Source organism: Paenibacillus sp. OSY-SE, assembly GCF_000283315.1.
In the GTDB taxonomy this organism is placed as follows: domain Bacteria; phylum Bacillota; class Bacilli; order Paenibacillales; family Paenibacillaceae; genus Paenibacillus_B; species Paenibacillus_B profundus.
In genome coordinates this window covers 20,601-33,000 of sequence record NZ_ALKF01000188.1, presented here as the reverse complement: position 1 = coordinate 33,000, position 12,400 = coordinate 20,601, and the positions used below count along the sequence as shown (strand labels likewise).

The following is a 12,400-nucleotide window of genomic DNA, read 5'->3' as shown; positions in this document are numbered from 1 at the left end:
CATATCTAGTCCAACTGCAGGTCGCTGTAACGTATTATACGCTCTCAGTCTTAGCCCTAGATCGGCTAGCTTTCTTAACCACCAATAACATAAACGCTTTAATTCTATGAAGGAGGTGATGCAACAGCTCATTAATAGAGTACAGTCACAATGTTGCTTGTATTCCATAATCCACCCAAACCAAGGAGGTAATGAAATGACAGATTCACGCATTTGGAACCACATGTTATCCAAAGTATCGCCATTGTTCGTCGCTTTTTCTGCCCTGCTGCTAGGTGTGACTTGTATGGTCGTGTTCGCAGAAACCGCTTTGGCACACGGATATATCGAGGCGCCTGCAAGCCGCGCACTTCAATGCAGCCAAGATTTGAACACGAACTGCGGTCAAGTAAAGTATGAGCCGCAAAGCGTAGAAGCGCCGGGATCGTTCCCATCTGGCGGCCCTGCTGACGGTCACATCGCCGGCGGCGGCGTGTTCCCGGAGCTTGACGCGCAAAGTGCGACTCGTTGGAACAAAGTTACTATAAATGGCGGCACCAACACATTCAAATGGCATTTGACTGCTCCTCACGCTACGAAAGAATGGAAATATTACATTACAAAAAAAGGCTGGGACCCGAACCAGCCGCTAGCCCGCGCCAATTTGGAACTGTTCTGTTCCTTCAATGATGGCGGCGCAACACCATCGAATAAGGTCACGCATCAATGCAGCGTGCCTACCGACCGCAGCGGCTACCATGTTATTCTCGGCGTCTGGGAGATCGCCAACACTCCCAATGCCTTCTACCAAGTCATTGACGTGAACTTAGTTAACGGCGGCTCCGGCGAAGATTTGCCGACAGTCCCGGCCAATGTCGTATCCCCATCTCAAACAAAGACAAGCGTCACACTTAATTGGTCCGCTTCTTCTTCGGCGATCGGCATCAAGGAATATGAAGTATACCGGAACGGCCAACTTGTCGGCAAGGCGACTGGGACCTCCTATACCGACTCTGGGTTGACGGCAAATACGTCCTATACGTATACCGTCCTCGCCGTGGATACAGCCGGGAACAAGTCATCATCCTCATCCGCATTAACGGTTAAGACGTCGAACGACAGCAGCGTCTATCCGGCGTGGGAAGCGAGCAAAGTGTATGTCACTGGCAACCGGGTGACGCACAACGGCGTCGTCTATGAAGCGCGCTGGTGGACTCAAGGCGAAGAGCCAGGCAACGCTGACGTGTGGGTAGCTGTGAATTAACGTATATTTAATTCATAGCAAGAGCAAACAGGCTAACGACGTGAACCCCGTTGTTAGCCTGTTTTTTGTTTAAATCTGAGTTTGTTGGGATGAGGAGTGTAGCGGATGCGCGAAAGTCTGGTCGGAACGTCAGGAGGAGTTTATTTTATTGGAAAATGTCCAGTGGATTAGGGGACAGCTCTGCTGAAGAGGCATTCCATTGGAAATTGTCCAATGAATTCGCCTAATAATGTGCTGCCGACCGGAAATAAAGCGAATTGATTGGAAGTTTTCCAATGAAAAGAGCATTTCGCCCTGACAACGCGGCATTCCATTGGACATTTTCCACTGCTTGACAGAATCGCCAACTTAGCCTCCATATAGCACACCAAGTCGCGGCTCCCTATACCGTATGCATGAAACCCGTTTTGACTCCCTGTTATCCCTGTTGTGTCCCTGTTGTGTCCCTGTTGTGCTCCTTCACAAGTATATTGCTTCATTCTCCCCTTCCATCAGGGAATGATAAATAACTCTTTTGTTTCTCATATTTTGAATAGTTGTGATCATAATGGCCAGCTGCTACCGGAAAACGATGTGCATTCGGCGGCTGTCACTGTTCTGATTGATTGGGAGATTGGGCATATGCATTCAAGCAACACACGGTCAACGTCGAGCCGAGGACAGTTTCCGGATCTGAGTGGATGGGAGAATGAACATAAGGCCTTTATGAATAAGGGGAGGGAGCGCGGGAGGAGCCACGAGCAGCCATGACACTTCTGTGCAGCAGTAAAAAAGCCTTTGTTCCTCCCCACGGGGCTGGTCCAAAGGCTTGCATTAATCCTTGTAAGGGTCAAACTCGTCCGCGCCGGCCATGCAGACGCCGAACGGCTTCAGCACGTGCAGCACGTCGATCGTGTCTGCATGGGCGTCCAGCACATCCTGCAGCTTGCGGTACACGAACGGGCTCTCGTCGGTGCCCGCTCCGCGCAGCTCCACGCCGAAGCTCTGAACGGCCGCCTTCATTTGCTCTGGTGCAATTTGTCCGCCTGTCCGTGTACGAGTCTTCCAGTTCATTTTTCCAGCTGCTTGGGTGCGGCTCATGATGCGGCCCGCGCCATGCACGGTGCTGTAGTAGGCATCCCGATTCTCATCCGTATCCTTCCCGCGGACGATGACCGAGATGTCACCCATGCTGCCGCCGATGAAGCCGAGCTGTCCGGGCGCCGACGGAGTGGCCCCTTTGCGGACGACGATGTTGTCGCGGCCGCCATGCTGCTCTTTCCACGCGTAATTGTGGTGGTTATGCACCTCGAAGTCCGCCTCCGCGCCGAGAATAGATAGCACCTGGCGAATAACATAGTCCCGTCCGGCGTATGCGTACCGTCCTGCCAGCTTCATCGCACGGTAGTACATATCGCCGATCTCGCTCTCCAGCTCAAGCAGCACCGGCGGCTGATCCATGCTTTCACCGGGCGCCTTGCCCAGAAATTCACGCCCAGCGGCCAAATTCAAGAAGCCGCTAGCCGTCTTGTGTCCGAAGCCGCGGCTCCCGAAGTGATTCCCGATCCACAGCATGCCCGTTCCGGCTTCCTCGAACAGATCGACGTAGTGGTTACCGCTGCCGACCGTCCCCAACTGGCCGCGGGCCAGCGCCTTCAGCTTGTCGTGCTCTTGGCGCCCAATGGACATATAGACGTTCCAATCCGGGTCGTCGAACAGCTCATGATCTACTTTCTCGTCGTTGTCCCGACCGACGCCGAATGATATCTTCTTCGCAATCTCGTCCATGATGGCTCCGATTCTCGGCTTGATGTCAGCAGCGGACAAGTTCGTCCGCACCGCCTTGTTGCCGCACCCGATATCATAGCCAACGCCGGAAGGGGAGATCTGACCGTCATAGACGACGACACCCCCAATCGGTTGGCTGTATCCTTTATGGTGGTCCGCCATCAAGAGCGCCTGCACGACGCGGCCATTACGGGCACACGTCTTCGCTTGGGAGACAGCGCCCTCCTCCGGCTTGCCCCATACTCGCACGCCTTCAATTGTTTCATATGCCATTTGCTTCAACTCTCCTTACCTATCTGCCGTTATTACGCGCTTTGTCTTCCAGCAATGCTATCGCTTCAGTCACTGCCAATCCCCACTATGCCCCCACACTTCCCGCAACGCCGAGCGGAACAGATCATCCAGACTCCGTTCCTGATGTTGCCGGCCTTCAGCTGATTTTAGATTCAAGGCCGTCCGTTCATAATGCTTGATGCGCTCTTCGAGATACTCATTAATGGATTGTATTCTCGGCTCGAAGTCCAGTTCCTCCCCAGACTTTTTCCGCACCAGTAAATGCTCCACCGCTTCCCTCAGATCACTGCCGTCCGGAAGCAGCTCGCGGACCAAGACGTCGAATTCCATCGGCGGCATCGCGTTATGCCGTTCAATCCAGCCGCACGCCAGTATCGGACGGAGCACGTAGAAATACTTCTTGATTTTGACCCGCTCCCCTTGCAAATACTCCCGATAGTTTCCCTTCGCCATGTTGAGGTAATGGCACATGCACGATCTCGGCGAAAAGGCGAGTGGAGACAGTCTTCGGATCTGCTCTGCGACCGAATACGTCTCCTCATATTGTATCGGTGACTGCAGCCATTCCAGCAAGGGCGGATTCGACTTGCGGAACAGCCGCAGCGCTTTGAGCACATCCCAGCCGTTGATATCAAGCTGGTTGCTGATGGGCCGCTCAATGACATCCCTGTGATCAAAGATGGACAAATACCAGTCCATCGGCCGGACATACAGGAAGCGGACATCGTAATCGCTATCCTGCGATGGGAATCCCCATGCCCGGCTTCCAGATTCGCAGGCGTACACGATACGCACGTTCTCCTGCCGCTCAATTTGCCGAAGCTCCTGCCATATCGTTTGCTTAATATCGGACATGGTCGTCCCTCCTATTTATGTTATCGAGTTGCGTTTCTGTGCTGCTATAATTCTTCAGCTTTCACGCGCTCAACAAGCGTCGAGTAGCCCTGCACCGTCTGGGCGATGTACGTGAGCACGTTGTCGCTCCATCCATAGATGTAGTGTGTGTTCAGATCCTGCGGAGGCACCATCGCATTGCGATAAGGCGCGATGTCCACGATGAAAGCCTTCACCTCTGAATTCACCTTCGCGCGGTAAGCAGATAGCGCCTCATAGAACGGGCTGCCGCTGTTCTGCTGCTCATCCGTAATAATGACGATCTGGTCGACCTCCGTCTGCTGCCGGAGAAGTTCCCGCACCGGCGCTCCGGTATCGGTTCCCCCGCGGGTTCGGATACGCTCCGCCTGGGTCAAGATGCTGTCATGCCGCGACGGCTTAGCGTCCAACACTTTCGTGTCGAATAGCCAGAACAGCGAGTTGCCTTGCGTTTTCTTATATAATGCCAGCGCGAACACCGACCCGATGCGCAAGTATTCCCCACTCATCGAGCCCGAGATGTCCAGGAAGATCGCGGTCTGCTCGCCCAGCTCCGGCAAGTTGCCGAAGGTCAGCTCCACCGCCTCACGCAGCGCGTCGCGCAGTACAGGATGGTCGACCTGCTCATAAGCTAGGGCGAAGCGGAACGGCAATATTTTAGCCTTAGCCAGCGCTTCGCGATCGGTCAGCCGCTGCACGACATACTTCAAGTTCGCTTCGCTCTCGAACACGCCCGCCCGGAGCAGCGCATTCAGGTGGCGCAGCAGCGCAAACGCAGGCATTTGACGCAGCAAAGCTTCCCATATCGCCTTTGTAGGCTTGATTGCACCTGTCACGGTCGAATATGGGAGCTTTCCCTGCGCGATCCAGCGGAGCTGCTTCTTCTCCGTGTTCGCGCGCTTCAAGTTCTCCAGCGCCTCCACCTGCGGCAGCAAGGCGAGATTCGCCTCATGCCCGCGCAAATACCGGAACAGCGCCTGCTGCTTCAGGTCGGCCGGCTTCGGATGAGCCGTGGCTATCGCATCGCCCAGGTTGTACCCGCGGCCGCGACCATTATACTTGAGCGCCCAATATTCCGATACGCCGGCGAGGAATAGGTTCACCTGCCGCTTCACGGCGCGTCCGCCCTCCCCGCGACCCAAGCCTTGCAGGATGGTGAGGAAGTCAGATAGATCGGAAGGGATGAGCACCACCTTGAGAAACACCTTCGCAAATAAATCCGGACGGTAATACGACAGCACGGCCAGCCCATACAGTGGCTGCAGGCGCATGTAGCCTTCATTGCGCGCATAGACAAGCGCCTTGGCCATGAACTGCGGATTGCGATCAGCCATCTCCAGATGCATCTGCCCTGCGTCCTCCAGCAGCTCGTTCCGATCCGCATAAAATGTATTGCCCATTGTATTCGTCAAAAGCGTCTGCAGATATTGCTCCTCCGCAGAACACGTATATGCAGGATAACCGTCTTTGTTTCTTGTCGTCGGCTTCACGGCCGAAAACAATTTTCGTGCAAAGCTCATGATTGTTCAGCCTCCTAGTTCATAGAAATAAGCGGCGAGGAAAGTGGGGGAAGGTTGTATGCAGGATTCGAACCTGCCATAATGCCCAATTAAACTTAGATGGCCGCTCTGTGCGAAGGAACCCTCCCCGGCGCCTCGCCGGATTCAATCATTTACATGTAAGTTAATAACAGAAGCGAGGAAAAGAGTGAAAAGGCCACATGATGCTCCGGACGAACCGGTGGACACCGTCATTACTTTTCCCATAAAAGTCGAAGGATCCCTTTCGAGCGCCTCGCTTCACGATATTGTTTTTTGGAGACGATCCATGAGGAAGTTGGGCGGACAGGCACGTAACTGCTCTACCACCTGAGCTATCCCGCCATATGTGGCGGGAGTTGGACTCGAACCAACGACCTGTCGCTTAAAAGGCGAAGTAACCCGTCCATGCGCCTCATGGACCGCCGTGCCGCCTTCACCTGAGGTGTCGGCTTCACGTCCTTATCTTCGCTCATTTTCGAAGGCGCGAACATGGCGGAAGTATTACGACATGAGAAAAAGTTTTTCATTTCCCCCATATGTCTCCCCTGCTAAAATGGAAGATAGTCTTGAAAGGACCGGAAAGGAGGCTCCTCCCATGGCAAAAGAGAGCTTCGATAAAGAAATCCAGTTTCTGCGCATGCTCGTGCTGACCAGCGGCGCTTACAGCCGGCAGCAATTTGCGCAGCGCTTGGGCATATCGGTGCATACGTTCGACAAGACGATTCGGCGCCTGAAGGAAATCGTACATACGGTATATCAGCAGCTCCCCCAAGATCAGGGCCAGGAGTTCGCAGAGACACTGCGCTTCAATTATTATGAATCGGCGTACCCAATGCTGCTGTTCTTGTTCCGGGCCAAATCGTTGAAGGAATCGGAAAGCTATCGTTTGTCGGTTATCTTGGCAGCTTTGCAGGAGCAAGCGAAGACCGCGATGGAGCTGATTGACGCTTGCAGCAGCCAGCTTCCTGAAGAATATCCGCTTCCGGACGAAAAGACGATTCGTTCCGATCTGAAATATTTGGAGGACATCGGCGTCATTCGTAAAATGAAGGGCGGCCGGCCGTATCGGTATTCGATGCGCCATGATATTGTCAACGAACTGACGGATGACGAATTGATCGACCTGTACGACTTCGTCGATGTCATGGCGAATACGCAGGTGCCTTCCGTGCAGGGCTATATCCTCAGGGATAATTTGAAACAGGCGTTAAAGCTGAAGGATATGGACGCCAGCACGGCGGAACCATTTCTGTACAAATATCATTATTACTCGCGCATTTTGGATGAGGCGCATCTGTATACACTGCTGCAAGCGATACGAGAGCGCCGCAAGCTGTCGTTCCTCTACTTCTCGCCCAAGGCGCGGAAGAAGTACGCCTCCCAGAACACGAATCCGCTCTTCCAACGCGAGACGCAAGGGAAGCAAGAAAGCGTGCTGCCGCTGAAGGTGGTCTATGACCATCAATACGGCAGATGGTATTTGCTCGGCCACACCTCTCGGCTAGGGCTCATGAAATACCGGATGGAAGGACTGACTCAAGTTCAAGCAGGCGAAGCCGTGCCTGAAGAACTGTTCACCCGCAAGCTGCAGGAGCTCGAAGAGCGAACGCGTCACAGCTGGCTCGTCGACACCGGTCATCCGGTAAGGGTGCGAGCGCGGTTCTATAACCCGGAAGGCGCTCGCACGAACTTCATCAAAGAGCGGGTGCTGCTGCAAGGCCAATGGGGACGCATCGTCGAGGAAAATAACGATTCGTTCCTATATGAAATCACGGTGAACGGGATGATGGAGATTAAACCCTGGCTGCGCAGCTTCGGTTCCAGCTGTGAAGTGTTGAAGCCGCTGAAGCTCCGGCAGGAGCTGATCGACGAGTGGAAGGAGATTCAATCGTACTATGACGATGAACCTGTTCGAGAAGATTTTTAATTATCAGATTATGTCGCGGCTGGAAGAGTCCGGCGCGTTCGCCGTCACTTCACACGAACGGTCATGGTTAAGAGCGATGCTGGACCATCCTGCGGCAGCCGAAGCGTTCACGCCGGAGACGATGGCGAAGCTTGCGGCCGTGCTGCAAGCTGAGGCGGACATCGATATCGCGGAGCATGTCATGGAAAAGGCAGCCAGCGTCGAGCGCCAAGTATACCACCCGCTCCTGCGCCCCTTGCGCCGTATTATCGCAGAGCGTCAAGGCAGCCGCATCTCGTATCGGCTCAAGCACGGAGGCATGCAGCACGAGCAATCCGGATTCCCTTATAAGCTGGAATATTCCATGGTCAAGCGGGAGTGGTACTTGCTCTGGTACCATCCGCGCCGTCATATGTTCATGTCGACGAGGCTGCGGAATATCGCAGATGTGCAGCAAGAGGAGATTCCTCCTGCACGAGCGGAGGAATTGCTGAGCAAGATCGCCGCCATCATAGATTCCCGCAAAGAGCATGCAGTCATCGAAGTGATACGGATCTACAACCGGGAACTGTCCCGCATTATGTACGCGTTCTCGTGCTTCGAGAAGGAAGTGGAATACTTCGATGACACAGATACATATCGGATCCGGCTTACATTTATGGGGGATGAATGCGAGTATATTTTGTCCAAAATCCGCTTCCTCGGCAAACGGGTGCGCATCATCGAAGGCGAAAAATTGCAGCGCCGCATGCGTGAAAGTGCGGCCAAGGCGCTCGCGCGATACGGGATCGGCGAAGAACACGAACAGCTGCACGGAGAGGAGCAGCGTGTGTAATTTTTGATAGCTCAAGCTAACAACGAGGCTTTCTTCTGAATTATAGGAAGGAGCCTTTTTTTCTATCCATTTTTCCCGTAACAACAGGCTTTTTTTGTAGGATTATATCATTCCATTACAGCGTCAGAGGAGAAAAAGAATGAAGATTGCTGTATAATAGTTTAGGTCTAAAGTGTTCGGTCTAAATATGGGGAGTGAAGATCTAATGGAAACATGGAAGAAAAATTTATGGATTCTATGGGTCGGCTCATTCATCGTATCCTCCAGCTTCTCGATGGTCATTCCGTTCCTGCCGCTGTTCCTGATCCAGATCGGCGTCAATGACCATATCGAGCTGTGGTCCGGGATTTTGTTCAGCAGCGCCTTTCTGGCCGGGGCCATCGCATCGCCTTTCTGGGGCGCCGTCGGCGACAAATACGGCCGCAAGCCGATGATTATCCGGGCAGGGCTGGCACTGTGTGTCATTTATCTCCTGACCGCGTTCGTCACCAGTCCGTATCAGCTGCTCGTACTGCGGCTGCTGCAGGGCTTGCTGTCCGGCTTCATTCCGGGCTCCATCGCGCTCGTCGGCACGAATACTCCGGAGAAAAAGGTCGGCTATGCGCTGTCGATGATATCCACAGCTACCGCAACCGGCAGCATTATGGGGCCGATGCTGGGCGGTGTGTTGTCGAAAATTTTCGATAACCGGATCGCTTTCGGCAGCGCGGGGGTGCTCTGCTTCATTGCGACGATGCTCATTATTTTCTGGGTCAAGGAGGAATCCTTCGTGCCAAGCAAGGACAGCGGCTCAATCGTGCACACGATTAGTCTGGCGGCTCATAACAGGCCGTTTATGATCGTGCTCGTCCTGACGCTCTGTACCCAGTTCTCCGTCATGACGATTGAACCGGTGCTGCCACTGTACATTGTAGAGCTCGGCATTTCGGCCAAGGATGCTTCACTGGCTGCGGGCTTCGTCTTCTCGTTGGTCGGGGTCGCCGGCATCCTGTTCGCCCCCCGCTGGGGGAAACTGGCCGACCGGGTCGGATTTCACAAAATATTGTTAATCGGCCTGCTGGCCGGAGGTATTGGGACACTGCTCCAAATTCCGTTCCACAACATATGGTGGTTCTCCATCATCCGGTTCATGTACGGCATCTTCTTCTGCGCCGTGTTCCCGGCGTTGAACGGTCTCGTCGTCCGCACGACGGAAAGCGAGTTCCGCGGCCGCGCCTTCAGCTTGAACCAGACCGCAAGCCAGCTTGGCGGCATGCTGGGACCGCTCGTGGGAGGCGCTATAAGCGGCGTGTTTTCGATTCACGCCGTCTTTTGGGTGACCGGTATCCTCTTGCTCGGCACGATGAGCCTTGGATACTGGTCGCAGCGGCATGCGAAGCAGCAGCCTGCTACGGTCAGCCGCGGCATGTGATGGCGGTGCAGTGGATTAGGTGAGAACAGCGCCGCCGACCGTATGGCTGCGATAGCAAAAAACCGAGGCAATCCGAGGGTACTGAACAAGGCCTTGATTCTCTACAAACATAGAGAATCAAGGCCTGTTCTCGTAGTAAGCAGGCGGTCCGAAAACAACAGCCCCCCTCTCTTCGCAGGCGTGCAGTGGCTCGAGCAGACTGAATGGGAGTCGCTCCTTCCGCTCTTTGCTTCACTCTCCCCTTTCATCAGGAGGCGGCATGCCCAATGACTGACGATTCTGGTTAACTGCCATCAGGAGGCAGCATGCCCAATGACGATTCTGGTTAACTGCCATCAGAAGCGGCCGCTTCATGCCATAGTTCACGAAACGGCATGTGCCTTACCCTCGTTGTTCCCCTTCCTGACTGCAGGGGAGAATGGACATAAGGACCATTGCACAGAAGTCAGTCAATATGTTTTCCCTCTTACAAGGCAAGGGCAGTTGCCATACTGAATGAAGGGGAGAGTGAGGCAAGAGATGGAACAGACATACCTTCTCCGAACCGTTAGATTCGATAGTCTCCATTTTCTGCGGTTCGAATTGCAGTGTCCCGTCAAAACAATGCTGGCTTTATTCTCCCCTCCAGTCAGCAGATTCACGAGATCAGTTGCTTATAGGAGCAGATGTCAAAAGATTCGGGAGATGGCAATTTAGTCGATTGTGCCCGCTGTTCTTCCATTGATACTCCAGCTTCTGGAGCCCGCTGCACATCCGAATGATGGCCTTGGCATCTGCTCGCCCGCTGTGGACGGCCATCAGGAAGACATTTTTCAGCGCGTCCGCCTTGCGTGCGATGTCCCGCAGCAGATGCGCCCGTTCGCCTATGCCCTCCACCGCTTCCACGAAGCAGGAGAATACATAGCGCGAGCCCGCGATGAACTTGAAGGCATGAGCATGACAATCGTACAGCTCCGTCAGGTCAGCGAATGACCCGGCATCGCCGCTCGCCGCGAATGTGCATACCGTGTCATAGAAGGACAGATCATCCTCTAAGACTCTCATTCGGTCGGTATAACGCTCCATTATCCGTTCCACGTCTACGGTTTCCGGCTGCTCCCGATTCCTAAGGATGAACGCCTTCCTGTCCTCCTCCCTGATGCGCGGGTCTTCGCACATTCGCCGGATATCTTCCTCAGATACCGTCCCTTCGTATTCGGGATACATATCACACACGTAATAACCCAAAGACACACCCGGTCGTTCCTCCGCAGCCCACCCGCGTATCCAAATGGAGTGCTCCGCTTCTGGACTGCCGAACTTTTCTGGCCTCGCATAGGGCACTTCACCGCAAATAACCCAGAGAAAGATAGCGCGTGTGGCGGAATCCGCCTCCTTCAAGAGCGGTGCAATATCGTCATAGCACGTATATGGCACGCGCTCGAATGGAACTCCAATGAACTCCAGCTCCGCCGGTTCAAGACACGGGGAAGCGTAGAACCACGGCTTCGACTTTTTCACATATAAATGCTCGTAAATGTCACTCGTGCTCTCCCACGCATTGTAATACAGCAGCTCGACAGGAATCCCCCAGTCCTGCAAAGCAAGGGACAATTGAATGTTCCGGCAATTGAAAAAGCTGTGCTCATAGCGCAGTCTCTCTTTTGTTGTATCCACTATGACGATCTCCTTCCTCCGTATCCAATTCGGCACCATCTAGCTGCCGGCGCTGCTGTAGCTGCGGACGGCTCGCTTCCAGCACCATCTCACAAGCACGAACAGCAAGACGGGCGCTGCGACCGCCCAGATGATATCCCCCATGGCGAGCTCGTTCAAGACGAACTTCGGCGCATAGTTGCTGATGAGAAACACAGGGATGATGTACACGCCGATGCGCTGCAGCCATTGCGGGAAGATATCGAGCGGCATATTGTTCGCATCCCAGATGGAATGCGCGATTTCTGTCACTGCCCCGGTCTGCACGAAGCGGAAGGCCAGCAAGGCCGGCAGCAGCATAATCCCGTATGTGACGGCCAGGGCCGCCAGCAGCAAAGCAGCAAAGCCTGCGATATTTCCGTTAAGCGGCAGGCCAGATCGATGCCAGCCGACGGCGATCATCATCGCCCCGGCTACGACATTGGGCACGGGCAAACCAATGTCGACGTAGCGAAGCGAGACGAGAAATTGCAGCGAGACTGGCTTCGTCATGAGCAGATCGAGCGTGCCGTCCCTGATGTATTGCTGCAGGCGGATAAAATTAACATAAAACAGTCCCATGTACAGGCCGGTCATCATCGTGTAGGTGCCGATGAACAGCAGGATGTGGTCTGGAGTCAGCTTGCCGATATGCAAATCGGTCTGATACACGATAAGAATGTACAGCGCCTTGGCGCATAGAAAGGCGATTTCGACCGCAATGCCCATCCAGAAGTTAAAGCGGTATTCCATGCCGGCAGAAAGACAGTTCTTGACGAACACGCCATATAGCCGCACATAATCGGTTCCTCTGTTTAATGCTGCGCGACATTTTGCAAGCAATCCGGTGCTCATC

General features: G+C 54.1%; 9 protein-coding genes and 1 tRNA gene. 4 read left to right on the top strand and 6 right to left on the bottom strand.

Annotation, left to right across the window (positions count from 1 at the left end; translation table 11 throughout):
- Positions 1-196: 196 nt before the first annotated feature.
- A complete protein-coding gene (locus A372_RS0117985) occupies positions 197-1,243 on the top strand; it encodes a lytic polysaccharide monooxygenase (protein WP_019422273.1) in 1,047 nt (348 codons plus the stop codon).
- An 813-nt stretch (positions 1,244-2,056) separates the two neighbouring features.
- On the opposite strand, the gene A372_RS0117980 is transcribed toward A372_RS0117985, so the two are convergent.
- The 4 genes from A372_RS0117980 to A372_RS37475 all read right to left on the bottom strand — a co-directional run bounded on the left by A372_RS0117980 (position 2,057) and on the right by A372_RS37475 (position 6,142).
- On the bottom strand, positions 2,057-3,283 hold the full coding sequence (locus A372_RS0117980; RefSeq protein WP_019422272.1) for an RtcB family protein: 1,227 nt from the start codon (positions 3,281-3,283) through the stop codon (positions 2,057-2,059).
- Positions 3,284-3,352: 69 nt separating this feature from the next.
- Positions 3,353-4,159 carry a nucleotidyltransferase domain-containing protein gene (locus A372_RS0117975; protein WP_019422271.1) on the bottom strand — a complete coding sequence of 269 codons (807 nt, stop codon included), beginning with the start codon at positions 4,157-4,159 and terminating at the stop codon, positions 3,353-3,355.
- Between the two features lie 44 nt (positions 4,160-4,203).
- On the bottom strand, positions 4,204-5,697 hold the full coding sequence (locus A372_RS0117970; RefSeq protein WP_019422270.1) for a TROVE domain-containing protein: 1,494 nt from the start codon (positions 5,695-5,697) through the stop codon (positions 4,204-4,206).
- A 368-nt stretch (positions 5,698-6,065) separates the two neighbouring features.
- Positions 6,066-6,142 (bottom strand) — tRNA-Ser (locus tag A372_RS37475).
- Positions 6,143-6,313: 171 nt separating this feature from the next.
- On the opposite strand from A372_RS37475, the gene A372_RS0117960 reads away from it, so the two are divergent.
- From A372_RS0117960 to A372_RS0117950, 3 genes are all read left to right on the top strand, one after another.
- On the top strand, positions 6,314-7,645 hold the full coding sequence (locus A372_RS0117960; RefSeq protein WP_019422268.1) for a helix-turn-helix transcriptional regulator: 1,332 nt from the start codon (positions 6,314-6,316) through the stop codon (positions 7,643-7,645).
- Positions 7,614-8,459 carry a WYL domain-containing protein gene (locus A372_RS0117955; protein ID WP_019422267.1) on the top strand — a complete coding sequence of 282 codons (846 nt, stop codon included), beginning with the start codon at positions 7,614-7,616 and terminating at the stop codon, positions 8,457-8,459. Before A372_RS0117960 ends, A372_RS0117955 begins: the two co-directional genes overlap by 32 nt.
- A 205-nt stretch (positions 8,460-8,664) precedes the next feature.
- Positions 8,665-9,870, top strand: coding sequence for an MFS transporter (locus A372_RS0117950; RefSeq protein ID WP_019422266.1), 1,206 nt, complete (start codon positions 8,665-8,667; stop codon positions 9,868-9,870).
- A gap of 645 nt (positions 9,871-10,515) precedes the next feature.
- Here A372_RS0117950 and A372_RS0117940 read toward each other — a convergent pair.
- Complete coding sequence (locus tag A372_RS0117940; RefSeq protein WP_019422264.1) at positions 10,516-11,526, bottom strand: hypothetical protein; 1,011 nt, start codon at positions 11,524-11,526, stop codon at positions 10,516-10,518.
- A 39-nt stretch (positions 11,527-11,565) separates the two neighbouring features.
- Positions 11,566-12,399 carry an ABC transporter permease gene (locus tag A372_RS0117935; protein ID WP_019422263.1) on the bottom strand — a complete coding sequence of 278 codons (834 nt, stop codon included), beginning with the start codon at positions 12,397-12,399 and terminating at the stop codon, positions 11,566-11,568.
- Between the last annotated feature and the right edge of the window lies 1 nt (position 12,400).